The 25,722-nt window shown below is 68.9% G+C and carries 31 protein-coding genes; 19 read left to right on the top strand and 12 right to left on the bottom strand.

All coding sequences use genetic code 11. The annotated features are described in order from the left end of the window. Window positions 1-44 precede the first annotated feature (44 nt). On the bottom strand, window positions 45-959 hold the full coding sequence (xerD, locus tag IHE47_RS06075) for a site-specific tyrosine recombinase XerD (RefSeq protein WP_192104976.1): 915 nt from the start codon (window positions 957-959) through the stop codon (window positions 45-47). Window positions 960-997: 38 nt separating this feature from the next. On the opposite strand from xerD, the gene IHE47_RS06070 reads away from it, so the two are divergent. Further along, on the top strand, window positions 998-1,483 hold the full coding sequence (locus IHE47_RS06070; RefSeq protein ID WP_192104975.1) for an RDD family protein: 486 nt from the start codon (window positions 998-1,000) through the stop codon (window positions 1,481-1,483). Between the two features lie 104 nt (window positions 1,484-1,587). Beyond that, complete coding sequence (phaZ, locus tag IHE47_RS06065; protein WP_192104974.1) at window positions 1,588-2,841, top strand: polyhydroxyalkanoate depolymerase; 1,254 nt, start codon at window positions 1,588-1,590, stop codon at window positions 2,839-2,841. A gap of 16 nt (window positions 2,842-2,857) precedes the next feature. On the opposite strand, the gene IHE47_RS06060 is transcribed toward phaZ, so the two are convergent. After that, a complete protein-coding gene (locus IHE47_RS06060) occupies window positions 2,858-3,193 on the bottom strand; it encodes an MGMT family protein (RefSeq protein ID WP_192104973.1) in 336 nt (111 codons plus the stop codon). Between the two features lie 80 nt (window positions 3,194-3,273). Between IHE47_RS06060 and IHE47_RS06055 the strand changes: the two genes are divergently transcribed. Then, window positions 3,274-3,678: a hypothetical protein gene (locus IHE47_RS06055; protein ID WP_192104972.1), complete on the top strand. Its 405-nt coding sequence runs from the start codon at window positions 3,274-3,276 to the stop codon at window positions 3,676-3,678. A 352-nt stretch (window positions 3,679-4,030) separates the two neighbouring features. On the opposite strand, the gene IHE47_RS06050 is transcribed toward IHE47_RS06055, so the two are convergent. Together IHE47_RS06050 and IHE47_RS06045 are read right to left on the bottom strand one after the other, a co-directional pair. Next, entirely contained in the window at window positions 4,031-5,155 is a 1,125-nt protein-coding gene (locus IHE47_RS06050) for an inorganic phosphate transporter (protein ID WP_192104971.1), read from the bottom strand. Window positions 5,156-5,167: 12 nt separating this feature from the next. Beyond that, complete coding sequence (locus IHE47_RS06045) at window positions 5,168-5,797, bottom strand: pit accessory protein (RefSeq protein WP_192104970.1); 630 nt, start codon at window positions 5,795-5,797, stop codon at window positions 5,168-5,170. A 131-nt stretch (window positions 5,798-5,928) separates the two neighbouring features. On the opposite strand from IHE47_RS06045, the gene IHE47_RS06040 reads away from it, so the two are divergent. Further along, window positions 5,929-7,254, top strand: coding sequence for a hemolysin family protein (locus IHE47_RS06040; RefSeq protein WP_192104969.1), 1,326 nt, complete (start codon window positions 5,929-5,931; stop codon window positions 7,252-7,254). Between the two features lie 103 nt (window positions 7,255-7,357). Here the strand turns inward: IHE47_RS06040 and IHE47_RS06035 are convergent, their stop codons facing one another. Beyond that, on the bottom strand, window positions 7,358-8,167 hold the full coding sequence (locus tag IHE47_RS06035; RefSeq protein WP_192104968.1) for an RNA methyltransferase: 810 nt from the start codon (window positions 8,165-8,167) through the stop codon (window positions 7,358-7,360). A gap of 103 nt (window positions 8,168-8,270) precedes the next feature. On the opposite strand from IHE47_RS06035, the gene IHE47_RS06030 reads away from it, so the two are divergent. After that, window positions 8,271-9,092, top strand: a complete 822-nt coding sequence (locus IHE47_RS06030; RefSeq protein ID WP_192104967.1) for an inositol monophosphatase family protein — start codon at window positions 8,271-8,273, stop codon at window positions 9,090-9,092. Window positions 9,093-9,127: 35 nt separating this feature from the next. On the opposite strand, the gene IHE47_RS06025 is transcribed toward IHE47_RS06030, so the two are convergent. The 5 genes from IHE47_RS06025 to IHE47_RS06005 all read right to left on the bottom strand — a co-directional run bounded on the left by IHE47_RS06025 (window position 9,128) and on the right by IHE47_RS06005 (window position 12,846). Further along, complete coding sequence (locus tag IHE47_RS06025) at window positions 9,128-9,496, bottom strand: hypothetical protein (RefSeq protein ID WP_192104966.1); 369 nt, start codon at window positions 9,494-9,496, stop codon at window positions 9,128-9,130. Window positions 9,497-9,533: 37 nt separating this feature from the next. Then, the gene (locus IHE47_RS06020) at window positions 9,534-9,788 is read right to left on the bottom strand and encodes a DUF2164 domain-containing protein (protein ID WP_192104965.1); all 255 of its coding nucleotides are present in this window, start codon (window positions 9,786-9,788) and stop codon (window positions 9,534-9,536) included. A 115-nt stretch (window positions 9,789-9,903) separates the two neighbouring features. Beyond that, window positions 9,904-10,602, bottom strand: coding sequence for a DnaA regulatory inactivator Hda (gene hda / locus IHE47_RS06015; protein ID WP_192104964.1), 699 nt, complete (start codon window positions 10,600-10,602; stop codon window positions 9,904-9,906). Continuing rightward, window positions 10,599-11,768 (bottom strand): AI-2E family transporter, encoded by a 1,170-nt coding sequence (locus tag IHE47_RS06010; RefSeq protein WP_225561655.1) that lies wholly within the window; start codon window positions 11,766-11,768, stop codon window positions 10,599-10,601. The genes hda and IHE47_RS06010 overlap by 4 nt, the downstream gene beginning before the upstream one ends. A gap of 82 nt (window positions 11,769-11,850) precedes the next feature. Further along, window positions 11,851-12,846, bottom strand: coding sequence for a DUF2066 domain-containing protein (locus IHE47_RS06005; protein WP_225561654.1), 996 nt, complete (start codon window positions 12,844-12,846; stop codon window positions 11,851-11,853). Between the two features lie 147 nt (window positions 12,847-12,993). Between IHE47_RS06005 and purM the strand changes: the two genes are divergently transcribed. From purM to IHE47_RS05990, 3 genes are all read left to right on the top strand, one after another. Further along, window positions 12,994-14,055, top strand: coding sequence for a phosphoribosylformylglycinamidine cyclo-ligase (purM, locus tag IHE47_RS06000; RefSeq protein ID WP_192104963.1), 1,062 nt, complete (start codon window positions 12,994-12,996; stop codon window positions 14,053-14,055). A 7-nt stretch (window positions 14,056-14,062) separates the two neighbouring features. After that, window positions 14,063-14,716, top strand: a complete 654-nt coding sequence (gene purN / locus IHE47_RS05995; protein WP_192104962.1) for a phosphoribosylglycinamide formyltransferase — start codon at window positions 14,063-14,065, stop codon at window positions 14,714-14,716. 114 nt (window positions 14,717-14,830) lie between these two features. Beyond that, window positions 14,831-15,529 (top strand): DUF3108 domain-containing protein, encoded by a 699-nt coding sequence (locus IHE47_RS05990; protein ID WP_192104961.1) that lies wholly within the window; start codon window positions 14,831-14,833, stop codon window positions 15,527-15,529. A 98-nt stretch (window positions 15,530-15,627) separates the two neighbouring features. Here IHE47_RS05990 and murA read toward each other — a convergent pair whose 3' ends face one another. Both murA and IHE47_RS05980 read right to left on the bottom strand, forming a co-directional pair. Continuing rightward, window positions 15,628-16,887 (bottom strand): UDP-N-acetylglucosamine 1-carboxyvinyltransferase, encoded by a 1,260-nt coding sequence (gene murA, locus IHE47_RS05985; protein WP_192104960.1) that lies wholly within the window; start codon window positions 16,885-16,887, stop codon window positions 15,628-15,630. An 88-nt stretch (window positions 16,888-16,975) separates the two neighbouring features. After that, the gene (locus IHE47_RS05980; RefSeq protein ID WP_192104959.1) at window positions 16,976-17,218 is read right to left on the bottom strand and encodes a BolA/IbaG family iron-sulfur metabolism protein; all 243 of its coding nucleotides are present in this window, start codon (window positions 17,216-17,218) and stop codon (window positions 16,976-16,978) included. 158 nt (window positions 17,219-17,376) lie between these two features. On the opposite strand from IHE47_RS05980, the gene IHE47_RS05975 reads away from it, so the two are divergent. The 11 genes from IHE47_RS05975 to IHE47_RS05925 all read left to right on the top strand — a co-directional run bounded on the left by IHE47_RS05975 (window position 17,377) and on the right by IHE47_RS05925 (window position 25,708). Further along, complete coding sequence (locus IHE47_RS05975; protein ID WP_192104958.1) at window positions 17,377-18,387, top strand: KpsF/GutQ family sugar-phosphate isomerase; 1,011 nt, start codon at window positions 17,377-17,379, stop codon at window positions 18,385-18,387. A 69-nt stretch (window positions 18,388-18,456) separates the two neighbouring features. After that, window positions 18,457-19,005 (top strand): HAD hydrolase family protein, encoded by a 549-nt coding sequence (locus IHE47_RS05970; protein WP_192104957.1) that lies wholly within the window; start codon window positions 18,457-18,459, stop codon window positions 19,003-19,005. Then, window positions 19,002-19,634 carry an LPS export ABC transporter periplasmic protein LptC gene (gene lptC, locus IHE47_RS05965; RefSeq protein ID WP_343227441.1) on the top strand — a complete coding sequence of 211 codons (633 nt, stop codon included), beginning with the start codon at window positions 19,002-19,004 and terminating at the stop codon, window positions 19,632-19,634. The genes IHE47_RS05970 and lptC overlap by 4 nt, the downstream gene beginning before the upstream one ends. Then, complete coding sequence (lptA, locus tag IHE47_RS05960; protein WP_225561653.1) at window positions 19,582-20,262, top strand: lipopolysaccharide transport periplasmic protein LptA; 681 nt, start codon at window positions 19,582-19,584, stop codon at window positions 20,260-20,262. Before lptC ends, lptA begins: the two co-directional genes overlap by 53 nt. Before the next feature lie 3 nt (window positions 20,263-20,265). Beyond that, the gene (lptB, locus tag IHE47_RS05955; protein WP_192104956.1) at window positions 20,266-20,985 is read left to right on the top strand and encodes an LPS export ABC transporter ATP-binding protein; all 720 of its coding nucleotides are present in this window, start codon (window positions 20,266-20,268) and stop codon (window positions 20,983-20,985) included. Window positions 20,986-21,070: 85 nt separating this feature from the next. Continuing rightward, window positions 21,071-22,537, top strand: coding sequence for an RNA polymerase factor sigma-54 (locus tag IHE47_RS05950; RefSeq protein ID WP_192104955.1), 1,467 nt, complete (start codon window positions 21,071-21,073; stop codon window positions 22,535-22,537). A gap of 132 nt (window positions 22,538-22,669) precedes the next feature. Next, complete coding sequence (gene raiA / locus IHE47_RS05945) at window positions 22,670-22,993, top strand: ribosome-associated translation inhibitor RaiA (protein WP_192104954.1); 324 nt, start codon at window positions 22,670-22,672, stop codon at window positions 22,991-22,993. A 125-nt stretch (window positions 22,994-23,118) separates the two neighbouring features. Further along, window positions 23,119-24,069, top strand: coding sequence for an HPr(Ser) kinase/phosphatase (gene hprK / locus IHE47_RS05940; RefSeq protein ID WP_192104953.1), 951 nt, complete (start codon window positions 23,119-23,121; stop codon window positions 24,067-24,069). 4 nt (window positions 24,070-24,073) lie between these two features. Further along, window positions 24,074-24,973, top strand: a complete 900-nt coding sequence (gene rapZ, locus IHE47_RS05935; protein ID WP_192104952.1) for an RNase adapter RapZ — start codon at window positions 24,074-24,076, stop codon at window positions 24,971-24,973. A 43-nt stretch (window positions 24,974-25,016) separates the two neighbouring features. Then, window positions 25,017-25,415, top strand: a complete 399-nt coding sequence (locus tag IHE47_RS05930) for a PTS fructose IIA subunit family protein (protein WP_192104951.1) — start codon at window positions 25,017-25,019, stop codon at window positions 25,413-25,415. A 23-nt stretch (window positions 25,416-25,438) separates the two neighbouring features. Then, on the top strand, window positions 25,439-25,708 hold the full coding sequence (locus IHE47_RS05925) for an HPr family phosphocarrier protein (protein WP_192104950.1): 270 nt from the start codon (window positions 25,439-25,441) through the stop codon (window positions 25,706-25,708). Window positions 25,709-25,722 lie beyond the last annotated feature (14 nt).

The following is a 25,722-nucleotide window of genomic DNA, read 5'->3' as shown; positions in this document are numbered from 1 at the left end:
GGGGAACCGGCCTTGCAGCCGCGATTCTCGCACAGCGACGTCCCTCAGCCGCGCGGATGGTGCTGCGCGTGCAGCCGCTTCAGGCCCTCCTTCGCCACCAGCGTGTAGATCTGCGTGGTGCTGAGCGCGCTGTGGCCCAGCAACATCTGCAGCGCACGCAGGTCGGCGCCGTGGTTGAGCAGGTGGGTGGCGAAGGAGTGGCGCAGCACGTGCGGCGAGATGCGTTTGGACTGGATGCCGACCTTGAGCGCATGGCGCTTCACCAGCGTCCAGAACATCTGCCGCGTCATGCCTTCGCCGCGCTTGCTCAAGAACAGCGCCGCGGGCGTGCGCCCCTTCGCCAGCGCGGGGCGCACGCTGGCGAGGTAGCCCTCGATCCAGCCCAGCGCCACCTCGCCCACCGGCACCAGGCGGTCCTTGCCGCCCTTGCCGGTGATGCGCAGCACGCCCTGGCGCGGATTCAACGCGGCCAGCGGCAGCTCCACCAGCTCGGACACGCGCAGGCCGGAGGCGTACATCAGCTCCAGCATCGCGCGATCGCGCAGGCCCAGCATGCCGTCTGTGTCCGGGGCATTGAGCAGCGCCTCGATCTCGCGCTCGGCCAGCGCCTTGGGCAGGCTGCGCGGCATGCGCGGGCGCTCGATCAGCAACGTGGGATCCTCGAAACCCGGCATCTCGCGGGCGCGGAACGCGTAGTAGCGGCGGAACGCCGATTGCCGCCGCGCCATCGAGCGCACCGCTGCGGGCTGCGCGCCGTGATACGCGGAAATGTCCTCGCGTCGCGCATCGCGCAGCGAACGGCCGCGCCCGGCCAGCCAGCGCGCCAGCGTTTCGAGATCGCGGCGATAGGCTTCCAGCGTACGATCGGCCAGTCCGTCCTCCGACCACACGCGCTCGACGAAGGCCTCGATGCTCGCGGCATCCGCTTCGGCGATACTGGGGGAATCTTCCTTTTTCATGCGTGCGATGCTGGGCATCGCGCGCCGCGAGCGCAAGCATGAGCAACCTGCCCTGCCCCCTGTGGCGCCGGCTGGCCGCACTGGCCTACGACCTGCTGATCGTGGTGGCGATCGTGATGGTGGTGGGCCTGCTGTGCCAGCTCGCCACCGGCGGCAGGCTGATCGCCGCCGGCACGCATGCCGTGGCCCCGCTCTGGTACCAGGTGTTGCAGGGCGTGGTGGTGGCCACCTATTTCATCGTCTCGTGGCGGCGCGGCGGGCAGACCGTCGGCATGCGGCCGTGGCGCATCCGCGTGTGTCGCGACGATGGCGGCACGATCGGCCTGCAGCAGGCCGCGGTCCGCGTGCTGGTCGCCGCGGCGCCCATGCTGCTGCTGGCGCTGGAGCCGGCACTCGGACTGCGCGCCACGTTGTGGGCCGTGCTTGGCGCATGGACCCTGTGGTTCGCGACGGCCCTGTTCGACCGGCGGCGGCGCGCGCTGCACGACTTCGCGGCGGATACCGAAGTGCAACGCGTGGACTGAGGGCAAACCCTTGATCGCCCAAGGGAAGGTGCTTGCGGCGTCGCAACACAAGAATCCGCAATGGCGCTAAGATGGGGCGATTTTCGTCAACGCCGGTCGCCTCGATGCTCTACCAGATCCACGAGTGGCAACGCGCCTTCCTCGGCCCGCTCAGCCATTTCGCCGATGCCAGCGCGCAGATGCTCAACGATGCAAACAACCCGTTCGCCGCCTGGCCCGGCACGCAGCGCCTGGCCGCCGGTTACGAGCTGATCCACCGCCTCGGCAAGGACTACGAGAAGCCCGTCTTCGGCATCCACCAGGTCGAGGCGCACGGCCACGGGATCGCGGTGATCGAGCGCGTGGCGCTGGACACGCCGTTCTGCCAGCTGAAGCGCTTCAAGCGCTTCAGCGACGACCAGGCCACCGTCGAGACGATGAAGAACGATCCGGTGGTGCTGGTGGTGGCGCCGCTGTCCGGCCACCACGCCACCCTGCTGCGCGACACCGTGCGCACCCTGCTGCGCGACCACAAGGTGTACGTCACCGACTGGGTGGACGCGCGCATGGTGCCGGCCGAGGCCGGCCCGTTCGGCCTGGACGACTACGTGGCGCTGATCGAGCGTTTCATCCGCCACATCGGCGCCGAGTCGCTGCACGTGATCTCGGTGTGCCAGCCCACCGTGCCGGTGCTGGCAGCGGTGTCGCTGATGGCCGCGCGCGGCGAAGCCACGCCGCGCAGCCTCACCATGATGGGCGGCCCGATCGACCCGCGGCGCAGCCCCACCAGCGTCAACAACCTCGCCACCACCCAGCCGCTGTCGTGGTTCAAGGGCAACGTGATCCACACCGTGCCGCCGAACTACCCCGGCCGCGGCCGCGAGGTCTATCCCGGCTTCCTGCAGCATGCCGGCTTCATCGCCATGAACCCGGGCCGCCACCTGCAGTCGCACTGGGACTTCTACGAGAACCTGCTGCGCGGCGACCTGGACGACGCCGAGTCGCACCGCAAGTTCTACGACGAATACAACGCCGTGCTCGACCTGCCGGCCGAGTTCTACCTCGACACCATCGCCAGCGTGTTCCAGCAGTTCCTGCTGCCGCGCGGGCTGTGGGACGTGAACGGCGAGCGCGTGACTCCGTCGGCGATCAGGGGCAGCGCCCTGCTCACCGTGGAAGGCGAACTGGACGACATCTCCGGCCTCGGCCAGACCCAGGCCGCGCACGACCTGTGCAGCAGCATCCCGGCCAAGCGCCGCGCCCACAAGGTGATCGAGGGCGCCGGACATTACGGCATCTTCAGCGGCCGGCGCTGGCGCGAGATCGTTTATCCGCAGGTGCGGGATTTCATCCGCAAGTTCGACAAGGCGGCGGACTGACCGCCGAAGAAACGCGTCAGGACATGCCCCACAGGGCGCGGTCGAGGTTCGCGTCCAGCCCGAACGCGGATAGCGCCACGCGGCCGTTCTTCACCTCCACGCCCTCGGCGCGCAACCGTCGCACCTGTTCGCGGAAGCCGCGGCTGCCCTTGGGCAGGGCGATCTCGCCCGAGGAACGCAGCACGCGGAACCACGGCAACTCCATGCCGTCGGGCACCTCGCCCAGCAGCCGGCCGACCAGCCGCGCCCGCCCCGGCAGGCCGGCGCGGGCGGCGATGGCGCCGTAGCTGGCCACGCGGCCGGGCGGGATCGCGGCGATGGCGGCATAGACGCGGGCGTGGCTGTCTTGCATGGCGATAACGGAGACTTGACCAAGCCGGCTGGCAGACGTGTCAGAGTAGCAGGGCCATCGGTCAGTCTCGGGGGCTAGCCATGCACCACTTCGAAGCCGTGCGTTCCCACGTGGGCAGCCTGCATGGGCTGCGCCAGAACGACCCCTACCTGATCAGCTTCGACCTCAGCCTGCCGCATGGCCGCCACCAGGGCATCTACCTGGCCGAGCTGGAAACGGAGTCGGGCCACCGCTACCTGCGCATCTCCACGCCCATCGGCCCGCTGGCGGGCACGGACGCGCAGCGCTGCCTGCGCTTCAACTGGGAGCAGCGCTGCGGCTTCCTCGCCGTGACCGACCTGGACGGCGCGCCCTACCTGCACCTGTGCGAGAACCGCCCCTACGAATTGCTCGACGAGGGCGAACTGCAGCGCGTCATCGTGGAACTGGGCCGGCTGGGCGACCAGCTCGAACAACTGGTCGTCAGCGGCAGCGACGCGTTCTAGCCAACCGGAGCTTTTGCTCCGGCTTTGTTTGCTCCGGCCTTGGCTTCCGCTTCTGCGCGCAGGAAGCGCGCTGCTCTTCGGGGCCCCTATGCGGCGGTGAGGCGTGGACGATCAGGCCGCGCAGCGGGCGAGTCCATGGATGGACTCGCCTTTTCGACCGGGCAGGAGCCCGGCCGAAAAGCCCGGCCACGCCTCACGCACTCGGAGGGCAGGATGCCCGGAGAGCGCCGCATCGGGGTGGCCTTTCTCTTTGGTTCCTTTCTCTTTGGCCACGCAAAGAGAAAGGAACTCGGCCGCCGGCAGGCGGACGAAACCGCTTCGTCGCTTGCGCCCCCCACAAACGAGCGGAAAACTAGCCGAACAAGTGGGCGATCGCGACGAAGCCCCACGCGACCAGCGCGGTGATCGGCAGGGTAAGGATCCACGCCCACACCATGCGCTCCACCACCGACCAGCGGATCGCGTTGGAACGCTTGGCCGAACCCACGCCCATGATCGCGGACGACACCACGTGGGTGGTGGACACCGGCAGGCCAAACGCCGAGGCGGCGAGGATCACGATGGCCGAACTGCCTTCCGCTGCGAAGCCGTTGATCGGGTGCAGCTTCACCATCTTGTGGCCCAGCGTCTTGATGATGCGCCAACCGCCGCCGGCGGTGCCGCCGGCCATGGTCAGCGCGCACACCACCGCCACCCAGGCCGGCACCACGAAACCGCCGTGGGCCGAACCGTTGATGCGCAGGAAGTGCAGCCACGTCGGCAACTGGTCGAACTGCCCCGCCGCGGTGGCGCTGGCCAGCGCCAGCGCGATGATGCCCATGCTCTTCTGCGCGTCGTTCATGCCGTGCGCCAGGCCCATCGCACTGGCCGAAACGATCTGCGCCTTGCCGAAGAAGCTGTTGACGAAGGGCGTGCGGCCGAGCAGCCGCAGCCAGCCGCTGCGGCGCGAGAACCACGCCAGCAGCGCGTACAGCCCGCCCATCAGCAGGAAGCCGATCACCAGGCCGGCGATGGGCGAGGCCACCATCGGCACCACCACCTTGGGGATCACGCCCTTGCCCAGCCACCAGTGCGCGCCGCCCTGCGACCAGACCACCGCGTTGAAGTGCCCGCCCGCCTCGGCCATCGCGGCGCCCACCAGGGCGCCCACCAGCGCGTGGCTGGAGCTTGAAGGCAGACCCAGCCACCAGGTGATCAGGTTCCACACGATCGCCGCCAGCAGCGCGCAGATCAGCAGTTGCGGCCCGGCCTCGACCACGCCGGTGTTGACGATACCGGCGGCGATGGTGGCCGCCACCGCGGTGCCCCACAGCGCGCCGATCAGGTTGGTCACCGCGGCCAGCAGCACCGCCTGACCCGGCGTGAGCACCTTGGTCGCCACCACCGTGGCGATCGAGTTGGCGGTGTCGTGAAATCCGTTGATGTAGGTGAAGGCGAGTGCGATCGCCACCACCACCACGACCAGTCCGAGGCTCATGCGCAGGTCGCCTCAGGAGTTCTTCAGCACGATCGAATAGACGATGTTGCCGACGTCGCGGCACTTGTCGATGGCCTTCTCGATCAGTTCGAACAGGTCCTTCGCCAGCATCGCCTTCATCGCGTCGTTGCCCTCGACGTACAGCGTGCGGTACGGCGCCAGCAGCATGCGGTCGCCTTCGGACTCCAGCGTCTGCAGGCGGTCCTGCAGCTTCTTCACCGGGTCGATGCGCAGGCCGCGGCGCAGCTCGCCGATCATCTCCACCACCACCGTGGCGGAGCGCTCCAGCACCAGCGCGCGCTGGCCGAAGTCCACGCCCTGCAGGCGCACGGACACGATGTCGTAGCGCTCGGCGAACTTCTCCACCGACTTGGGGATCTTGTACAGGGCCGAGTTCAGCGCCTCGATGTCCTCGCGGTCCAGCGCGGTGACGAAGGTGTTCACCAGTTCCTCGCTGATCTTCGAGGCCAGCGACTTCTCGCGCGCCCGCGTGGCGGCGAACGCCGCCATCACCGGCGCATGGTCGGCCTGGGTGACCAGCGCGTGCAGCGCCTTGGCGCTCTCGTGCGCCGCCTCGGCGCTCTGCTCCAGCAGGCCGTAGAACTTGTCGCCTTTGCCGAAGATCGTCTGCAGTGAAAACATGCGGGTCGCGCCTGGTGTCGAATGACGGGAATGTTACAGGACAGCCGTGCCGCGCCGCAGCAGGACGATCCGCGACGGCGCCGGTTTAACCGCTAAACTTCCGCCATGCGTTCCGCCCCCCGCCCCCCGCGATGCTGACCGAAATCGCGCTCGTCCTCGTGCTCGCCCTGTGCAACGGCTTCTTCGCGCTGTCCGAGATGGCGCTGGTCGCCTCGCGCAAGAGCCGCCTCAAGCAGATGGCGCGCGGCAGCCGCCGCGCCACGGTGGCGCTGCGGCACGCCGAAAACCCGGAATACTTCCTCTCCACCATCCAGGTCGGCATCACCCTGATGATGCTGGTCACCGGCGCAGTGGCCGGCGACGCGCTGGGCACGCATATCGCCGACCTGCTGCACGGCGGCCACGCCGCCTGGCTGGAACCCTATGCGCGCATCATCGGCGTGGTACTGGGCTTCGTGCTGATCTCCTTCATCCAGATCGTGGTGGGCGAGCTGGTGCCCAAGCGCCTCGCGCTGTCCGCGCCGGAGCAGGTGTCGGCCATCGTCGCCATCCCGATGCTGCTGCTGTCGCGCGCCACCGCGCCGTTCGTGTGGCTGCTCAATGCCTCAAGCAACCTGCTGCTGCGCGCACTGGGCGTGCGCGGCCACAACCATGCCGCCGCCACCGAAGAGGAGATCCGCCTGCTGGTGGCCGAAAGCGCCGAACAGGGCGTGCTGGACGCGGACGAGCACGCCATGGTCAACCGCGTGCTGCGCCTGGGCGACCGCACCGTGGACAGCGTGATGACGCCGCGCGTGCGCATCGCCTGGCTGGACATGGCCGCGCCGCGCGAGGAGAACGTCGCCGTGCTGCGGCAGACGCCGTATTCGCGCTACCCGGTATACCGCGGCGACGAGAGCGAAGTGGTGGGCGTGGTCGAGGTGAAGCGCCTGCTGCAGTCCTTCGCCGAGGGCCGCCCGCAACTGTTCGAGCACCTCGCCAAGCCGCTGTACGTACCGGCCACCGCGCGTGCGCTCGACCTGCTGGAAGAGTTCCGCGACGCCGAAACGCCGCTGGCCCTGGTGGTGGACGAATACGGCGACATCGAAGGCGTGGTCACCGTCAACGACCTGCTCGCCGCCGTGGTCGGCGCCAGCCAGCTCGCGCACGGCGACACCGCGGAAAACGCGCCCATCGTCGAGCGCGCCGACGGCAGCTGGCTGATCGATGGCAGCCTGGCCACCGACGACCTGCGCGAACTGCTGCACCTCGACCACCTGCCGGGCGAAGCCGAGCACGAATTCCGCACCGCCGCCGGCATGGTGATGGCCGCGCTGGGCCACATCCCGCAAGTCGGCGAGGTGTTCGCGTGGCAGGGCATCCGCTTCGAGGTGGTGGACCTGGACGGCGCGCGCATCGACAAGCTGCTGGTCACCCGCACGATCAAGCAGGAGAGCGGGGACGAAGCGGAAGGCTAGCGGCGGCGCGTAAAGCCAGAGCAAAAGCGTGGCTTGATGTCAGGAAAGGGCTTCCTGCCCTTTCCTGACTCACCCTATCCGGCCAAGGCCGGACAGGGCTCCGTCAATCAGGCTTGGCCTGATTGACGTGCGATCCCTCCGTGGATCGCGGCGATGCTGGCGCGGATCGCGCCAGCATCGCCATCCGCTGCGCGTCGGCCAGGATCCCGTGCAGCACGCGCAGCTCGCGCTGGTCCGGCTGCGCACGCTGGAAGAGTTTCCTCAGCCGCAACATGATCGTGGTCGGCTCGCGGCCCTTGTGGAAGTCGATGTCGTCCAGCGTCTCGGCGAGGTGCGCGTAGAAGCGCTCCATCTGCCCGGCATCGGCGGGCGGCTCGTCGTTCTCGGGTGGTGGCGCAAGGGGGGCATCGCCCAGCATCGCCAGACGCAGTTCGTAGGCCATCACCTGCACCGCCTGCGCCAGGTTCAGCGAGCTGAAATCGTCCACGCTGGGGATGCGCACCATCGCATGGCAGGTCGCCAGTTCCTCGTTCTCCAGCCCGGTGCGCTCGTTGCCGAACAGCAGCGCCACCTGCTCGCCGCGTGCCGCCGCGGCCAAGGCCTGCGCGGCGCCCTCGCGCGGCGACAGCTCCGGCAGTGTGACCCCACGCCGCCGCGCGGACAGGCCCAGCGCGAAGCTCGCCCCGGAAAGCCCCTCGACCAGGGTCTCGTGCACGCCCGCCTCGGCCAGCACCTGCACCGCGTTCGCCGCCAGCGCGTCCGCCTCGCGGTCGGGGAAACGCTGTGGCGCCACCAGTTCCAGCCGCGTGAAGCCCATGGTGCGCATTGCCCGCGCCGCGCCGCCGATGTTGCCCGGATGCGAGGTGCGCACCAGCACGAAGCGGAACAACGAGGCGAGATCGAAGGGGTTCATGGGCGCTATCGGTGAGGCAAAGACCGACTAGGATACGCCAGCCCGCGGCCCGGCTCTGCTAGAATCGCCGGCCGCAACCCCGCTCTTTTGCCAAGCCGAAGCCATGACCCGACCCGCCATCACCATCGCGGTACGCGCCGCGCGCGCCGCCGGCAACGTGATCCTGCGCTACATGAACCGCATCGACGGTCTCGCCGTGGTCGAGAAGCAGCGCATGGACTTCGCCTCCGAGGTCGACAAGCTGGCCGAGGCCGAGATCGTCAAGGAACTGCGCCGCGCCTACCCCGACCACGGCATCCTCGCCGAGGAAAGCGGCGCCGGCGGCAAGAAGGGCAGCCCGCTCACCTGGGTGATCGACCCGCTCGACGGCACCCACAACTACCTGCGCGGCATCCCGCATTTCAGCGTCTCCATCGCCATGCTCGACAAGGGCGTGCCGGTCTACGGCGTGGTGTTCGACCCGCTGCGCGGCGAGCTGTTCACCGCCAGCAAGGGCGACGGCGCCTACCTGGACAAGGGCACCGGTCCCACCCGCATCCGCGTGAGCAAGCGCGAGGACCTGGGCGGCGCGATGATCGCCACCGGTTTCCCCTGGCGCCAGCGCGCCCACCTCGACGCGCAGTTGGCGATGACCCGCGCCCTGCTCGGCCAGGCCGAGGACATCCGCCGTTCCGGCTCCGCCGCGCTGGACCTCGCCTATACCGCCGCCGGTCGCTACGACGGCTACTTCGAGATCGGCCTCAAGCCCTGGGACATGGCCGCCGGCGTGCTGCTGGTGCACGAGGCGGGCGGCCGCTACGGCGACTTCGCCGGCCGCGACGGCATCCCCGCGAGCGGCAACATCATCGCCGGCAACCTCAACGTGGCGAAGGCGATGACCGATGCGATCGGCGCGCAGGCGACGCCGGAGTTGTTGAAGGCTTGAGATCACTTGGGGCGCGCAAAAGCTTGCAAGCCAACTCACTTATGCGTGTCTGAAACGTGGTCAAGGACAAAGATGCCATCGGCCGTATCCGCTGGTGTCTTGTCGAACGTGCCAATCAACGTGACGTGACCACGCGCATGGTGCGCATAAAGTCGTCCCATCACCGCAGCGACTTGCGCACCCTTTCCGGCCTTGTCATTCATCACGAGCTTCAGCGCGCCACGGCAGCGATCATCAATCAGAACACCGTGGTGTGGCCCCAGCACCAAGTCCGCTGCGAGAACGAATTGACGCTTGCCGTATTGCGCAGGGTTGTCGAGAACATCGCAAACAGAAACAGGACGCGACGGATATGCGTTGACTGGCGTGTGAAGCACCCACAGGCCAAGCAGTACCACCAGCAAGCCACGCCCGCACTTTGTTCCGTCGCAAAAATTCATATCACCGCCGAAACTCAGTAGGCCGCTCCAGCTGGTAGATCGCCTCGCCCAGCTCGTCCATCTTGCCGGAAAGGATGGCCTGCGCGTCGTACAGGCCACGGTTGTAGAAATAGCCGCCGATTTCGCCGGCGAAGAAATCCAGCAGGAATTCGGCGTCGAAACGGCCGATCTCCTGCTTCAGCTCCTCGGTGAAATAGAGCTTGATCTTGCGCACGAGGATTTCCTTCTCGTCAGTGCTGAACTGGATGTCGGGCATGGGCTCATCACTCGAACGGATGGAATGCACGTTGCACGGAACGTCCTGGTTTTGGACGTCATGCCCGCGAAAGCGGGCATGACGTCAGTACGGAACAGACGGCTCAATCCAAAGGCTATGCGCCCGCCTCGCGCAGCAAGCCACGCAGGAACGGGATCGTGACCCGCCGCTGTGCCGCCAGCGAGGCCTGGTCCAGGCGGTCGAGCAGATCGAGCAGCGCGCCGAGGTCGCGGGTATGGCGGGTGAACAGCCAGTCGAGCACGCCCTCGTCCAGTTCGATGCCGCGCAGCGCGGCCTGGGCCTTGAGCACGTCGCGGCGTTCGGCGTCGTCCAGCGGCCTCAGCGAAAGCTGGGTGCAGGCGCCGAGACGCGAACGGAGATCGGGCAGGCCCAGACCCAACTGCGCGGGCGTGGTTCCGGCCGCGAACAGCAGGGACGCGCCTTCGGCCCTGGCGCGGTTGTAGAGGTCGAACAGCGCATGCTCGGCCTCGCGTTCGCCGGCGATGGCGCCGAGGTCGTCCAGCGCCAGCAACGCGCCGCCCGCCACGCCGCGGATCGCGGCGGCGCGGTCGGCCAGCTTCGCCAGCGGCAGGTACTGCACGCTGCGGCCGGCTTCGCCGGCGACCTGGCAGGCGGCCATCAGCAGATGGCTCTTGCCGCTGCCCGCGGGGCCATGCAGGTACAGCCACGCTGTGCCGGGCTCGCGCGCAAGCCGCTCGACCGCGGCCAGCGCGGCGGCGTTGGCGCCTGCATGGAAATGCTCGAATCGCTGGCGGCGCGGCCAGCGCAAGGCAAGCGGCAACTGCGGGATCATGGCGTGGCGGGCGGCTCGTGCGGCGGCGGGCCGCCGACCGTGGTGTCCACGGCGACTTCCACCTCGACGACGGTTTCGTGGATCGCCGGATCGGCCTCGCCTTGCTCGGTGTACAGCTCGCTGTGGCGGTAACGCTCCATCAGGTAACGCAGCAGCACCATCACCACCGAGGCGGCCGGCAGCGCCAGCAGCACGCCGAGGAAGCCGAACAGCTCGCCGCCGGCCAGCACCGCGAAGATCACCGCCACCGGATGCAGGCCGATCTTCTCGCCCACCAGCTTGGGCACCAGCACGTAGCCTTCCAGCAACTGCCCCACCACGAACACGCCGCAGACGACCAGCACGTGGTTCCAGTCGCCGTACTGCACCAGCGCGGCGATCAGCGCGGCGCCGAAGCCGGTGATGAAGCCGAGATAGGGCACGAAGCTGAGCAGGCCGGCGACCATGCCGATCAGCGCGCCCACCGACAGCCCCGCCACCAGCGACAGCGCGCCGCCGTAGTACACGCCCAGCGCCAGCATCACCAGCAACTGGCCGCGCACGAAGGCGCCGAGCACGGCGTCCGATTCACGCGCGAGATGGGCGATGGTGGGCTCGATCGAGCGCGGCAGCAGGCGGTCGATGGCGGCCACCAGCCGGTCCCAGTCGCGCAACAGGTAGAACGCCACCACCGGGATCAGCACCAGGTTGGTGAGCCACAGCACGAAGCCCAGGCCGGAGCGCGACACCTTGCCCAGCACCTGGCCGGCGACGCCGCCCACCGAACCGATGTGCGCCTTGATCGTGGCGATCAGCTGGTCGCTGTCGAAGGTGCGCGGATCGAGGTGCAGCTTCGCCTGCAGCCACGGCCAGGCGGTGTGCTCGGCCCAGTCCACGTAGCGCGGCACGTTCTGGATCAGGTTTTCGACCTGGTGCGAGATCAGCGGTATCAGCAGCAGCAGGGCGCCGCCCAGCAGCAGGATCAGCACCAGGAACACGATGCTCACCGCCAGCGTGCGGCCCATGTGCAGGCGCTCCAGCCGGTCCGCCAGCGGATCGCCGAGGTAGGCCAGCATCGCCGCCACCACGAAGGGCATCAGCATCGGCGCCAGCCGCCACAGCAGGAAGGCGATGACCGCGACGATCGCCAGCATCTGCCAGCGGCGGTGAGCCTCGTGGTTCAACATGCAAAAGCCCCGATTGAGAACCGGCTTTTCTGGGGAGTCCGCACATGCACATGGATGTGCGGTTTTGCGCGAGGGACTCGCATCAATGCAACCACTGCAGGCTGGCATCCGTATCCGGATGCGCCTCGCCGCGGATCAACCGTCCGCTGGCCGCGAGGTTCGCTGCCAGCGCATCGGCGGGCATCACCGACTTCACCTCGAACAGCATGCCGTCGTTGTCCGCGCCCAGCATGGCGACGCCGCGCACCGAAGGATCGTTGTCCAGCAGGCTGAGCAGGTTCGCGTAGTCCATCGCGCTGACGAGGCCGCTCACCCACAGCTTCTCGTCGTTGACGGTGGAACCGATCACGTTGAGCTGCTGCCCGATGCGGTCGACCATGCCGTTGCCGGCATCCGCCATCAGCGCATCCTCGGTGGCGGCCTTGTCGCTCCAGCGCTGCGCCTTGCCGCCGGACACCAGGGTCCAGTCGGCACCGCCGCCGTGCAGGCTGCCCAGCAGCACCAGGCCGGTGTGGTACTGCTGGTTGATCGCCACCAGCGTGGCGGGATCGGCGGCATCCACCTTGGCGGGATCGGGCGCGCCCGCGGGGTCGACGTAGGCCACGCCGTAGCCGCGTGCGGCGGCCGCCCCCGCGAGGCTGGCCAGCGCGTCCTTGTCCAGCAACTGGCCGTCGCTGCCGCGCACCATCAACAGCACCGGCGGCTTGCCGCCCGCGTTGTCCGCCACGCCGAGCTGGCTCACCAGGTGGCGCACCGCGCCCGGCTCGAAATCCACCGCGAGGTTCATGCCGGTGGTGGCGCGCGCGTACTGGAAATGCAGCACCAGCGCGGCGGCGTTCTTCAACGCATCGTCGTAGCCCGGCTTGCCGCGCAGGTCCTGCCCGCCCGCCACCCGCGCCAGCACCTGGCTGAGCGCGCTGGCGAAGGCGGCGCCGCGCTGGGTGTCGCTGGTGTCGGTGACCGGCACCGTCACCGAGTACGGCGATGCATTCTGGGCATGCACGGGCGACAACCCGGCCAGGCCCAGCAGCAGGACGACGGAGAACAGGCGCAGCAGGCGCATGGCGAACGGGCGCATCGGCAGGGCACTTCGCGGGGGATACCACGGAAGTCTGCCCAATCGCCCCCGCGGCGTCCATGCCGCTGGCCACGGAACCGGCACGCCAACGCGGCGGCGGCCGGCCGCATGCGGTAGAATCGCGCGTTTCCCACGCCGGTTGCCGCCATGTCCGACGCCCTCACCTACCGCGCCGCCGGCGTCGACATCGACGCCGGCAATGCCCTGGTCGAACGCATCAAGCCGCTGGTCAAGCGCACCAGCCGCCCCGAAGTGATGGGCGGCCTGGGCGGCTTCGGCGGCCTGTTCAACCTCGGCGGCAAGTACAAGGAGCCGGTGCTGGTCTCCGGCACCGACGGCGTGGGCACCAAGCTCAAGCTGGCCCAGCAGCTGAACCGCCACGACACCATCGGCATCGACCTGGTCGGCATGTGCGTGAACGACGTGCTGGTGCAGGGCGCCGAGCCGCTGTTCTTCCTCGACTACTTCGCCACCGGCAAGCTGGACGTGGACACCGCCGCGGCCGTGGTCGGCGGCATCGCCAGGGGCTGCGAACTGGCCGGCTGCGCGCTGATCGGCGGCGAGACCGCCGAGATGCCCGACATGTATCCGCCGGGCGAATACGACCTCGCCGGCTTCACCGTGGGCGCGGTGGAGAAGTCGCAACTGCTCTCCGGCGACGGCATCGTGGCCGGCGACGTGGTGCTGGGCGTGGCCTCCAGCGGCCCGCACTCCAACGGCTATTCGCTGGTGCGCAAGATCCTCGAACGCGCGGGCAGCCCGCTGGACCTCGACCTGGGCGGCACAAAGCTGGTCGACGCTCTGATGGCGCCCACCACCATCTACGTGAAGCCGATGCTGGAACTGCTCGCCGCCGGCTCCCCCCGAATCCCGAATCCCGAATCCCGAATCCCGGTTCACGGCATGGCCCACGTCACCGGCGGCGGCCTCAAGGAAAACATCATCCGCGTGGTGCCCGACGGCCTCGGCCTCGCGCTGGACGCCTCCAGCATCGAACTGCCGCCGGTGTTCGACTGGCTGCAGCGCGAAGGCAAGGTGGCGCGCGAGGAAATGTGGCGCACCTTCAACTGCGGCGTGGGCTTCACCGTGATCCTGCCGCGCGACGCGGTGGCGGCGGCCGCGGCCCTGCTGGCGAAGCATGGCCTCGCCACCCGCGTGATCGGCGAAGTGGTCAAGGCTGCCGGCGACGAGCGCGTCCACATCGGTTGAGCCGCCCGTGACACATGCCCCGCTGAAAGTCGCCGTGCTCGCCTCCGGCCGCGGCAGCAACCTCGCCGCGCTGATCGCCGCGCGCGATGCCGGCAGCCTGCCGGTGGAATTCGTGCTGGTGGGCAGCGACAAGGCTTCCGCCGGCGCGCTGCTGCTGGCCGAAGCGGCCGGCATCCCCGCGCTGGCGCTGAACCCGAAGGATTATCCGGATCGCCCGGGCTTCGACCGCGCGCTGTTCGCGCGCGTCGCCGCCAGCGGCGCGGAGTTGCTGGTGCTGGCCGGCTTCATGCGCGTGATCGACGGTGCCGTGGTGGCGGAATGGGAAGGCCGCGCCATCAACATCCACCCCTCGCTGCTGCCGAAGTATCCCGGCCTGCATACGCACCGCCGCTGCCTCGAGGCCGGCGACGCCGAGCATGGCGCCAGCGTCCACTTCGTCACGGCCGAGCTGGACGGCGGCCCGGTGGTGGCACAGGCGCGCATCCCCGTCGGCGCGGGCGATACCGAGATTTCGCTCGCGGAACGCCTGCTGGCGGAAGAACACAGGCTGCTGCCCGCCGTGGTCGGCGCCATCGCCGAAGGCCGCCTGCGCTGGAATGGTGCGGCGATGTTCGACGGCCAGCCGTTGACGACGCCTCTCACACTCGCCCAGCTTTCGTAGCACCCTGTGCGCGATGGCCTTGCGCTTCGATCAAGGCGCAAGGCCATCGCGCACAGGGTGCTCCTACGGTTCGGGGTCGCCCGTCATTCAGGCATGCGCCCTATAGTCGGCAGGATGAAGACCATCCTCCGCACCGGCCTTGCCCTGGCCCTGGCCCTGCCCGCCGCCGCGTCCTTCGCCGCGAGCGTGCCGGCATCCTTCACCGCCACCTATCGCGTCCTGCAAGGCGGCCAGCTGCAGGGCGACGCCACGCTCACGCTGAAGCCGGCCGGCAACGGCCAGTACGAGTACACCGACAAGGTCACCGGCACCTCCGGCCTCGCCGCCGCGCTGGGCGCCAGCACCCTGGAGGTGTCGCGCTTCATTTGGGCCGGCCAGGTGCCGCAGGCGGTGTCGTACAAGTACGCCTTCGCTTCCGCGTTCAAGCCGAAGAACCGTGAGCTCGTCGTGCAGGGCGACACCGTGCAGATGGACGACAACGGCAAGCACCACAGCTACCCCATGCAGCCGGGCATGGTGGAACGCAACACCCTGCCGCTGGCGCTTGGCCTCGCGCTGCGCAATGGCGCGAAAAGCGCCAGCTTCCCCGTCGGCGGCAGGCAGTCCGTCGAGATGCAGACGTTCAAGGTGGCCGACAGCGAGAAGGTCAGCGTACCGGCCGGCTCGTTCAACGCCGTGCGCGTGGAGCGCACCGACCAGAACCGCGACTTCAATGCCTGGTACGTGCCGGCGAAATACCCGGTGCCGGTCAGGATCGCCCAGAAGGACGGCGGCGACCTCACGCTCGAACTGGTGAGCTACTCGCAGCCGTGATTCGGGATTGGGGATACGGGATTCGTAAAAAGCAGAATCACGCCAGCGTTCCGTATCCCGCTCTTACCGAATCCCCAATTCCGTAATCCCGGATCCCGTCAATTCGGCAAACGCCGGATCCGCGCGCCCAGCGTGCCGAGCTTTTCCTCGATGTTCTCGTAGCCGCGGTCGATGTGGTACACGCGGTCGACCACGGTGTCGCCCTGCGCCACCAGGCCCGCCAGCACGAGGCAGGCGGAGGCGCGCAGATCGGTGGCCATGATCGGCGCGCCGCTCATCTGGGTCACGCCCTTGATCACGGCGGTGTTGCCTTCGAGCTGGATGTCGGCGCCAAGGCGCTGCAGCTCGTGGGCGTGCATGAAGCGGTTCTCGAACACCGTCTCGGTGATGATGCCGGTGCCCTCGGCCACGCAGTTCAGCGCGGTGAACTGCGCCTGCATGTCGGTGGGGAACGCGGGGTACGGCGCGGTGGTGATGTTGACCGCCTTCGGCCGGCGGCCGCCCATGTCCAGCTCGATCCAGTCCTCGCCGCTGGAGATCTGCGCGCCGGCGTCCTCCAGCTTGGCCAGCACCGCGTCCATCGTGTTGGCGCGCGCGCCGCGGGCGCGCACCTTGCCGCCGGTCATCGCCGCGCCGACCAGGAAGGTGCCGGTCTCGATGCGGTCGGGCAGCACCTGGTAGTCGGTACCGTGCAGGCGCTCCACGCCATGGACCACCAGGGTGGAGGTGCCCACGCCCTCGATCCTCGCGCCCATCGAAATGAGGCAGTGCGCGAGGTCGACCACCTCGGGCTCCTGCGCGGCGTTCTCGATCACCGTGGTGCCTTCGGCCAGCGTGGCGGCCATCAGGATGTTCTCGGTGCCGGTGACGGTGACCATGTCCATCACGATGCGCGCGCCCTTGAGCCGCCTGGCTCGCGCCTTGATGTAGCCGCCCTCGACGGTGATCTCGGCGCCCAGCGCCTGCAGGCCGCGGATGTGCTGGTCCACCGGGCGCGAACCGATCGCGCAGCCGCCGGGCAGCGAGACCTCGGCCTGGCCGAAGCGCGCCACCAGCGGGCCCAGCACCAGGATCGACGCGCGCATGGTGCGCACCAGGTCGTACGGCGCGATGCAAGTGCTGGTGGTGCGCGGGTCGACGTGGATCTTCATGCGGTCGTCCAGCACCAGCTGCACGCCCATCTGGCCGAGCAGTTCGATGAAGGTGGTGACGTCATGCAGGTGCGGCACGTTGCCGATGCTCACCGGCGCGTCGGCCAGCAGGCAGGCGGCGAGGATGGGCAGCACGGCATTCTTGGCGCCGGAAATGCCCACCTCGCCCTGGAGCGGCACGCCGCCATTGATCAGGATTTTGGCCATTTATCTACGGGATTCGGGATTCGGGATTGGGGATTCGGAAAGGCGGTATGCGGGACGCTGGCGGGGATCGGCTTTCGCCAATCCCGAATCACGAATCCCGAATCCCGGCCTCTTCCGGCGTCAACGTCTTCAATGCCAGCGCGTGGATCGCGCCGCCCATCAGTTCGCCCAGCGTGGCGTAGACCAGCCGGTGCCGCGCCAGCGGCAGCTTGCCGGCGAACTGGCTGGCGATCACGGTAGCCTCGAAGTGCACGCCGTCGTCGCCGCTGACCTCGGCCTGCGCGCCAGGCAAGCCGGTTTCGATCAGGGTCTGGATGCGTGCAGGGTCCATCGGGTTTCCACGAACTAGGGGACGGCAGGCGCGGCCGGAATCGGCATCGCGTCGGCTTGTGACGTTAAAATGCGAATATGCCATGGTAATGGAAATCCCCTGTCGCAGAAACGACAGCACCGCCGCCATGGGCACCCCGCGCCCCGCATCGAGCCGACATGAACCCACGCCCCGCCCCGCACGCCGCCATCGAACCGCAGCCCGACGCCATCGTGCGCAGCGCCCGCGCGGTGATCGCCACCGAGGCGGCGGCGATTGCCGAGCTGGGGCCGCGCATCGACGGCGCGTTCGTGGAGGCGTGCCGGCTGGTCCTGGCCTGCCGCGGCCGGGTGGTGGTCACCGGGATGGGCAAGTCCGGCCACGTGGCGCGCAAGATCGCCGCCACCCTGGCGTCCACCGGCACCCCGGCGTTCTTCGTGCATCCCGGCGAGGCCAGCCACGGCGACCTCGGCATGATCCAGCCCGACGACGTGGTGCTGGCGCTGTCCTATTCCGGCGAAACCGACGAGCTGCTGTTCATCCTGCCGATGATCAAGCGCCAGGGCATCCCGCTGGTCGCGATCACCGGCAAGCCGAACTCCTCGCTGGCCAGCCAGGCCGACGTGCACATCGACGGCAGCATCAGCAACGAGGCCTGCCCGCTGGGCCTGGCCCCCACCACCAGCACCACCGCGGCGCTGGTGCTGGGCGATGCGCTGGCGATCGCCCTGCTGGAAGCGCGCGGCTTCACCTCGGACGACTTCGCCCGCTCGCACCCGGCCGGCAGCCTGGGCCGCCGCCTGCTGCTCCGGATCAGCGACGTGATGCACGGCGGCGACGACGTGCCGCGCGTGCCGCCCGAGGCCAGCCTCACCGCCGCGCTGGTGGAGATGACCCGCAAGCACCTGGGCATGACCGCCGTGGTGGACGAGGCGCAGCGCCTGCTCGGCGTGTTCACCGACGGCGACCTGCGCCGCGCGCTGGACGACGAGGGCGTGAACCTGCGCGGCGCCACCGTGGCCGCGCTGATGACCCGCGGCCCCAAGACCATCGGCCCCGACAAGCTGGCGGCCGAGGCGGCTCAGCTGATGGAGAAGCACCAGATCCACGCCCTGCTGGTGGTGGACGACGAGCGGCGCGTGGTCGGCGCGCTCAACATTCATGATCTGCTCCGGGCGCGTGTCGTCTGATACGGCTTGCCGTATCAGACAAATCAGGCAAGCCGCTCTTGATCTTGGTCCCACCCAGAACCACGCCCCGTGTCCACTAACTACCTCTCCCACATCCCCCCCGACATCCTCGCCCGCGCCGCGAAAATCCGCGTGGCCGCGTTCGACGTGGACGGCACGCTCACCGACGGCCGCCTCTGGTATGGCGAGGACGGCCGCGAGACCAAGGTGTTCCACGTGCACGACGGCCTGGGCCTGAAGCGGCTGCTGGCGAACGGCGTACAGGTGGCGCTCATCACCGCGCGCATCAGCCACCCGGTGGCGCTGCGCGCCGAGGAGCTGGGCCTCGCCCACGTCTACCAGGGCCAGGGCGACAAGCGCGCCTGCCTCGAATCCCTGCTGGAAGCGCTCAACCTCGCGCCCGAGCAGGCCGCCATGGTCGGCGACGACCTGCCCGACCTGCCGCCCATGCGCATCGCCGGCCTCGCCGTGGCGGTGGCCAACGCCCACCCCTGGGTGGCCGAGGCCGCGCACTGGCAGACCCGGCTGCCCGGCGGCATGGGCGCGGCGCGCGAAGCCTGCGACCTGATCCTGCACGCGCAGGGCAAGGATGCCGCCGAGCGGGAGCGCTGGCGGTGATCGCCTCGCTGCGCCTCTGGTTCCGCGACCGCAAGCTGCCCGCCATGATCGTGCTGGTGGCGCTGGCCGCCGGCCTCGCCCAGGCGCTGCTGTGGTGGGTAAGCGGGGCGCCGAAGGAGAACGACTTCGTGGGACCGCCGCGCTCGGGCTACGTCCTCTACAACGCCAGGATGTGGTCCTACAACCCCGAGGGCATGCTGGCCTTCCGCATGCAGGCGCCGCACATGGAGCGCCGCGAGGACGACGACACCCTGTACATCAACGCGCCGGTCTTCCAGATCTCCCCCAAGAAGCCCGGCATCCCGGACTGGGACGGCCACTCACTGTACGGCTGGGTGGACAAGAGCGGCACCCTGATCAAGCTGCAGGGCCCGGTGCACATGCAGCGCGCCGCCTATGTCGACGCCAAGGGCCAGGCACAGGCGGAGGCGACCCTCGACACCTCCGAGGTCACCGCCTGGCCGAAGGAAGACCGCATGGAAACGGCCGAAGCGGCGCACGCCGTGCAGGGCGCACGTACACTGGACGGCATTGGCATGCGTGCCAACCTCAACGACAACCATCTGGAGCTGCTCGATGCAAGCCACGGTACCCTCCCGCCGCGTCCGCGCCCGCAACGCAAGTCGTGACGCCATCGGCATGGCCTGCGTGGCGGCGCTGCTCGCGCTGGCGCCGCTGGCGGCCAGCGCCAAGAAGTCGGACCGGCAGCAGGTGATGAACTACGCGGCCAGGCACACCGACGCCTACAACGCGCCGAACACGGTCACCACGCTCACCGGCAATGTCAGGATCACCCAGGGCACCATGCTGGTCACCGGCGACGTCGCCAAGATCTACCTCGACGGCGACCAGCAGGTATCGCGCGTGGTGGTCACCGGCAAGCCGGCGCACATCCAGGAACTGGACGAGAACAACAACCTGATGACCGGCGACGGGACCATGCTGGACTACGACAACACCAACAGCATCGCCGTGCTCACCGGCAATGCGGTGGTGAACCAGCAATGCCGCGGCGAGTTCCACGGCGACAAGCTCACCTACAACCAGGACACCAGCCAGATCACCGGCGACACCGCCGGCGACGGCCTGGTGCACGGCGTGATCCTGCCCAAGAACACCACGGCCACGCCGGTCGTGTGCGCCAGGCCGCCCACGGCGCAGCCGGTGCCCGACAACGAGCCGGTGGCCGGCAGGCTGCCCGCCAAGGCTGTCACGCCCGCCCCGGCGAAAACCGACACTCCGGCCAAGGGCCACTGATCGATGCTGTCCGCCGAAGGTCTGCAAAAGAGTTTCAAGGCGCGCCAGGTCGTGCGCGATTTCGGCTTCTCCATCCGCGAAGGCGAGGTGGTGGGCCTGCTCGGCCCCAACGGCGCCGGCAAGACCACCTGCTTCTACATGATCGTGGGGCTGATCGAGGCCGACGCCGGCACGATCAAGCTGGACCAGCAGGACATCACCGGCCTGCCGATGCACCTGCGCGCGCGCTTGGGCATCGGCTACCTGCCGCAGGAAGCCTCGGTGTTCCGTCGATTGAGCGTGGCCGACAACATCATGGCCGTGCTGGAACTGCGCGAGAACCTCACCCCGCAGCAGCGCGAAGCCGAATGCGAGAGCCTGCTCGACGAGCTGAAGATCGGCCACATCGCCACGCAGAAGGGCATCAGCCTGTCCGGCGGCGAGCGCCGCCGCGTGGAGATCGCCCGCGCGCTGGCCGCCAACCCGCGCTACATGCTGCTGGACGAACCCTTCGCCGGCGTCGACCCGATCTCGGTGGGCGAGATCCAGCGCATCGTGCGCCACCTCAAGGAACGCGGCATCGGCGTGCTGATCACCGACCACAACGTGCGCGAAACCCTGGGCATCTGCGATCGTGCGTACATCATGAACGAGGGCGAGGTGCTGTCGCGCGGCACGCCCGCGCACATCCTCGCCGACGAGAAGGTGCGCGAGGTCTACCTGGGGCGCGAATTCAAGCTTTGACGCAAGCTTCACGGCGGGCGACTGGCTATGGCCGCGCCCGCCGGCCGCGGAGTAGGATGACCGTCAGCCCATTCCACAGGCCGGCATGAAACCCGCACTGCAATTCCGACTCCATCAGCAGCTCACCCTGACGCCGCAACTGCAACTGGCGATCCGGCTGCTGCAGTTGTCGCAACTGGAACTGGAGACCGAGCTGCGGCAGATCGCCGAAGGCAACCCGCTGCTGGAATTCGCCGACGAGAGCGAAGACGGCGAAGACGGCACCGACGAGGCCGCGCCGGAAGCCGAATACACGCAGGCGCCCGGTTCCGCCGAAACCGCGACCGACCATGGCGCCGACGCCGACGACAACGCCGAGTGGGCGGACGACGGCGGCGGCAGCGTCGAGACCCCGATCGACTTTTCCAGCAGCTCCGCCGGCGGCAACGCGCGCGGCGACGAGGACTTCGAGCCGCAGAACGCCGCGCCCGAAACCCTGCAGCAACACCTGCTGTGGCAGCTCAACCTCGCCGGCTTCAACCCGCGCCAGACCGCCATCGCCACGGTGATGATCGATGCGCTGAACGCCGACGGCTACCTCGCCGACGGCATCGAGGCGGTGCGTACGGCCCTGCCGGCCGATCTCGACGCCAGCCTCGCCGAGATCGAGGCGGTGCGTCGCCGCCTGCAGGGCTTCGACCCGCTGGGCGTGGCCAGCCTCGACCTGCGCGACTGCCTGCGCAGCCAGTTGCAGCAGTTCGACGACGCCACGCCGCAACGCGAGCTGGCGCTCGCCATCGTCGAAAGCGAACTGGAGCTGCTGGCGCGCAACGACGTCGCGAAGCTGGCGCGCAAGCTCCGCGCCGACGAGGAAGAGGTGGCCGCCGCCGCCGCGCTGATCCGCAGCCTCGACCCGCGCCCCGGCGCGGCGCTGGACGCCACCCCGGTGGAATACGTGGCGCCGGACGTCTATGCGGTGCGCGAGGGCAGCCGCTGGCAGGTGCGCCTCAACGCGGACGCGCAGCCGCGGCTGGGCCTCAACCAGCACTACTGCAACCTGATCGCGCGCGCCCGCGGCGACGACGCCAGTTGGATGAAGGGCCAGCTTCAGGAAGCGCGCTGGCTGCTCAAGAGTCTGGAGTCGCGTGCCGAAACCTTGCTCAAGGTGGCCGGCGCCATTGTGCGGCGGCAGAGCGCCTTCCTCGACTACGGCCCCGAGGCGATGCATCCGCTGGTGCTGCGCGAAGTGGCCGAGGAGGTGGGCATGCACGAATCGACCATCTCGCGCGTCACCACGCGCAAGTACCTGCACACGCCGCGCGGCACCTTCGAGCTGAAGTATTTCTTCTCCAGCGGCGTATCCACCGAGGACGGCGGCAGCGCCTCGGCCACCGCGATCCAGGCGATGTTGCGCAAGCTCATCGACGCGGAGGATCCGCGCAAGCCGCTGTCCGACCAGGCCCTGGCCGCCGAGCTGAAGAACAAGGGCATCCAGGTCGCGCGCCGCACCGTGGCCAAGTACCGCGAGGGGCTGCGCATTCCCAGCTCCAGCGAACGCCAGCGCAAGAATTGACCGGGGAACTTGCCTGCCGCGGAAGCACTCCCAATGTCTGTAGCGAAGGATGTTTGAAGGCGCGCCAGGACAGCCCGACGCGCGCCCGTCCCGCCGCGAAACGCGGCCTGCACCACCCAGAGGAGGCGTACCATGCAATTCCAACTCAGCGGCCAGCAGATCGATGTCACCCCCGCGCTGCGCCAACACGTCGAGTCCAGGCTCGACCGCCTCCACCGCCTCGATGACAAGCTGGTCAGCCTCGCCGTGATCCTCTCGGTGGACAAGCTGCGACATCGCGCGGACGCCACCCTCGGCGTCACCGGCGCCACCCTGCACGCCGAGGCCGCCGAGGCCGACATGTACGCCTCCATCGACGCGCTGTTCGACAAGCTGGTCAACCAGCTGCGGCGCCATCGCGAAAAGATCGTGGACAAGCACCACCGCGCCACGCGCGCGGAGCCTCAGTACGGCTGATGCCCTCCGCAGGCCGCCCCGCACGGGCGGCCTGCCTTTCCCCGCGCACACTCTCCGCCCAAGCTGGCACAATGGCCTGCCCCGCCGCAAACCCACGCTCGGCGCGCGATGCAAAGGACCGAAGCTTGGATCGGCTCACCGCACGACAACTCTTCGACGGCGTCAACGAGCGCATGGCGCTGCGTTGGATCGCCGGCATGCGCGGCGAATCGCGCATGCTGGAGCCCAATGTGGCGCAGTCGCGCCGCCCCTCGCTGATCGGCTACCTCAACGTCATCTATCCGAACAAGATCCAGATCGTCGGCTCGGAGGAGCTGAACTTCCTCGACGCGATGGACTCGCGCCAGCGCTGGGAGGCGATCCACAAGATCGCCGCCACCCGGCCAGTGGCGCTGATCGTCACCAAGGACCAGGCCATCCCCCCGGACCTGCGCGAGGTAGCCGAGGAAACCGACACCCCGCTGTGGGTCAGTTCCAAGCGCGGCCACGAGCTGCTGACCTTCCTGCAATACCACCTCGCGCGCCAGCTGGCGGCGAAGGTCACCCTGCACGGCGTGTTCCTGGAGGTGTTCTCGATCGGCGTGCTGATCACCGGCGAGCCCGGCTCCGGCAAGAGCGAGCTGGCGCTGGAGCTGATCAGCCGCGGCCACCGCCTGGTCGCCGACGACGCCACCGAATTCACCCTGATCGCGCCGGACGTGATCGACGGCACCTGCCCCGAACTGCTGCAGGACCTGCTGGAAGTGCGCGGCCTCGGCGTGCTCAACGTGCGCGAGATGTTCGGCCACATGTCGGTGAAGCCGTCCAAGTACCTGCGCCTGGTGATCCACCTGAAGCCGTTGCGCGAAGGCGAGGACATCGACGCGCTGACCCGCCTCACCGGCGACACCGGCCACCGCGAGGTGTTCGACGTGCAGGTGCCGATGATCACCATCCCGGTGGCGCCGGGCCGCAACATCGCCGTGCTGGTCGAGGCCGCCGTGCGCAACCACGCGCTGAAGAGCAAGGGCATCGATCCCGCGCAGACCTTCATCGACCGCCAGGCGCACCAGCTGCGCCGGCTGCCGCCATGGTGACGCCATGACCGACCAGTCCACGCCGGGCAACCTGTTCGCCAACCCGCACGAAACCCACCTGATCGTGCTCACCGGCATGTCCGGCGGCGGCAAGACGGTGGCGCTGCGCGCGCTGGAGGACCTGGAGTTCTACTGCGTCGACAACCTGCCGCCCTCGCTGCTGCCGCAGTTGGTGGACGCGGCGGGACGCGGCGCCGGCCGCTACCGGCGCATCGCGGTGGGCGTGGACGTGCGCAACCGCGGCGCCGACCTCGAGCACCTGCCCGAGGCGCTGTCCGAGCTGGCCGCCACCGGCGTGCAGTTGCACCTGATCTTCCTCGACTGCAGCGACGATGTGCTGCTCAAGCGCTATTCGGAGACCCGCCGCCGGCACCCGCTGGCCACGCGCGGCAAGTCGCTGGCCAGCGCGATCGCCGAGGAACGCCGCCTGCTGCGCCCGCTGGTCGCGATCGCCGAGAAGGTGATCGATTCCAGCGACCTCAACGTGCACCAGCTGCGCCGCCTGGTCGCCACCGGGTATGCGCAGGCCACCGAGGGCATGACGCTGATGTTCCAGTCCTTCGCGTTCAAGCGCGGGCTGCCGCTGGACTCGGATTTCGTGTTCGACGCGCGCTGCCTGCCCAACCCGCACTGGCAACCGAAGCTGCGCCCGCTGTCCGGCAAGGACGCGCCGGTGCGCGAGTTCCTCGACGCCGAACCGCTGGTGGCCGAATACCTGGCCGACACCACGCGCTGGCTGGACGCCTGGCTGCCGCGCTTCGAGCAGGACGACCGCAGCTACGTCACCATCGCCATCGGCTGCACCGGCGGCCGCCATCGCTCGGTGTACCTCGTCGAGCAACTCGCCGCGCACTACCGCACGACGCGCGAAGGCGTGCTCACCTTCCACCGCGAGCTGGACTGACTGCCATGTCGCCGCGACAAATCCAACAGACGGAAGCACGGCCATGAGCGTCGGCGTGCTGCTGATGACCCACGAGGCGGTCGGCCAGGCGCTGATTTCCGCCGCCCACCACGTGATGCCGAAACTGCCCTTGCAGGTGGAGGCGGTGGAAGTGCCGCCGCAGGCCGACCCCGACGTGATGCGCACGCTCACCGCGCGCCACGCGCGCGCGCTCGACCAGGGCGAGGGTGTGCTGGTGCTGGCCGACCTCTACGGCGCCACGCCGTGCAACATCGGGCTCTCGCTCAGCTCGCTGGGCGTGCGCCTGCGCTGCGTCTCCGGCCTCAACCTGCCGATGCTGCTGCGCGTGCTCAACTACGCCGACAAGACGCTGGACGAGCTGGCCGAGATCGCGGCCAGCGGCGGCCGCGGCGGAATTTTCATCGACAAGGCTTGTCCATGAGCCACTCTCGAAAAGCCTGACCCATGCTCGAAAAAGAAATCGTCGTCTCCAACAAACTCGGCCTGCATGCGCGCGCCTCGGCCAAGCTGGTGCAACTGGTGCAGGGCTACAAATCCACCGTGCTGCTGCTGAACCGCGGCCGCGAAGTCAACGCGCAGAGCATCATGGGCGTCATGATGCTGGCCGCCGGCATCGGCACGCCGCTGACGATCCGCGCCGAGGGCCCGGACGAACAGGCCGCGCTGGACGCCGTGGCCGACCTGTTCGACCGCAAGTTCGACGAGGGGGCATGAGAGCGATGGGATTC

The sequence above is a fragment of the Rhodanobacter sp. DHB23 genome (assembly GCF_014842975.1).
Classification (GTDB): Bacteria; Pseudomonadota; Gammaproteobacteria; order Xanthomonadales; family Rhodanobacteraceae; genus Rhodanobacter_A.
The sequence above is the reverse complement of the archived record's forward strand: the minus strand, read 5'-3'. Positions and strand labels throughout refer to the sequence as shown.

Coding starts and splice junctions, on each gene's coding strand:
- xerD (WP_192104976.1), bottom strand. CDS start 959: ATGAAAAAGGAAGATTCCCCCAGTATCGCCGAAGCGGATGCCGCGAGC.
- IHE47_RS06070 (WP_192104975.1), top strand. CDS start 998: ATGAGCAACCTGCCCTGCCCCCTGTGGCGCCGGCTGGCCGCACTGGCC.
- phaZ (WP_192104974.1), top strand. CDS start 1,588: ATGCTCTACCAGATCCACGAGTGGCAACGCGCCTTCCTCGGCCCGCTC.
- IHE47_RS06060 (WP_192104973.1), bottom strand. CDS start 3,193: ATGCAAGACAGCCACGCCCGCGTCTATGCCGCCATCGCCGCGATCCCG.
- IHE47_RS06055 (WP_192104972.1), top strand. CDS start 3,274: ATGCACCACTTCGAAGCCGTGCGTTCCCACGTGGGCAGCCTGCATGGG.
- IHE47_RS06050 (WP_192104971.1), bottom strand. CDS start 5,155: ATGAGCCTCGGACTGGTCGTGGTGGTGGTGGCGATCGCACTCGCCTTC.
- IHE47_RS06045 (WP_192104970.1), bottom strand. CDS start 5,797: ATGTTTTCACTGCAGACGATCTTCGGCAAAGGCGACAAGTTCTACGGC.
- IHE47_RS06040 (WP_192104969.1), top strand. CDS start 5,929: ATGCTGACCGAAATCGCGCTCGTCCTCGTGCTCGCCCTGTGCAACGGC.
- IHE47_RS06035 (WP_192104968.1), bottom strand. CDS start 8,167: ATGAACCCCTTCGATCTCGCCTCGTTGTTCCGCTTCGTGCTGGTGCGC.
- IHE47_RS06030 (WP_192104967.1), top strand. CDS start 8,271: ATGACCCGACCCGCCATCACCATCGCGGTACGCGCCGCGCGCGCCGCC.
- IHE47_RS06020 (WP_192104965.1), bottom strand. CDS start 9,788: ATGCCCGACATCCAGTTCAGCACTGACGAGAAGGAAATCCTCGTGCGC.
- hda (WP_192104964.1), bottom strand. CDS start 10,602: ATGATCCCGCAGTTGCCGCTTGCCTTGCGCTGGCCGCGCCGCCAGCGA.
- IHE47_RS06010 (WP_225561655.1), bottom strand. CDS start 11,768: ATGTTGAACCACGAGGCTCACCGCCGCTGGCAGATGCTGGCGATCGTC.
- IHE47_RS06005 (WP_225561654.1), bottom strand. CDS start 12,846: ATGCGCCCGTTCGCCATGCGCCTGCTGCGCCTGTTCTCCGTCGTCCTG.
- purM (WP_192104963.1), top strand. CDS start 12,994: ATGTCCGACGCCCTCACCTACCGCGCCGCCGGCGTCGACATCGACGCC.
- IHE47_RS05990 (WP_192104961.1), top strand. CDS start 14,831: ATGAAGACCATCCTCCGCACCGGCCTTGCCCTGGCCCTGGCCCTGCCC.
- murA (WP_192104960.1), bottom strand. CDS start 16,887: ATGGCCAAAATCCTGATCAATGGCGGCGTGCCGCTCCAGGGCGAGGTG.
- IHE47_RS05980 (WP_192104959.1), bottom strand. CDS start 17,218: ATGGACCCTGCACGCATCCAGACCCTGATCGAAACCGGCTTGCCTGGC.
- IHE47_RS05975 (WP_192104958.1), top strand. CDS start 17,377: ATGAACCCACGCCCCGCCCCGCACGCCGCCATCGAACCGCAGCCCGAC.
- lptA (WP_225561653.1), top strand. CDS start 19,582: ATGCAAGCCACGGTACCCTCCCGCCGCGTCCGCGCCCGCAACGCAAGT.
- lptB (WP_192104956.1), top strand. CDS start 20,266: ATGCTGTCCGCCGAAGGTCTGCAAAAGAGTTTCAAGGCGCGCCAGGTC.
- IHE47_RS05950 (WP_192104955.1), top strand. CDS start 21,071: ATGAAACCCGCACTGCAATTCCGACTCCATCAGCAGCTCACCCTGACG.
- raiA (WP_192104954.1), top strand. CDS start 22,670: ATGCAATTCCAACTCAGCGGCCAGCAGATCGATGTCACCCCCGCGCTG.
- rapZ (WP_192104952.1), top strand. CDS start 24,074: ATGACCGACCAGTCCACGCCGGGCAACCTGTTCGCCAACCCGCACGAA.
- IHE47_RS05930 (WP_192104951.1), top strand. CDS start 25,017: ATGAGCGTCGGCGTGCTGCTGATGACCCACGAGGCGGTCGGCCAGGCG.
- IHE47_RS05925 (WP_192104950.1), top strand. CDS start 25,439: ATGCTCGAAAAAGAAATCGTCGTCTCCAACAAACTCGGCCTGCATGCG.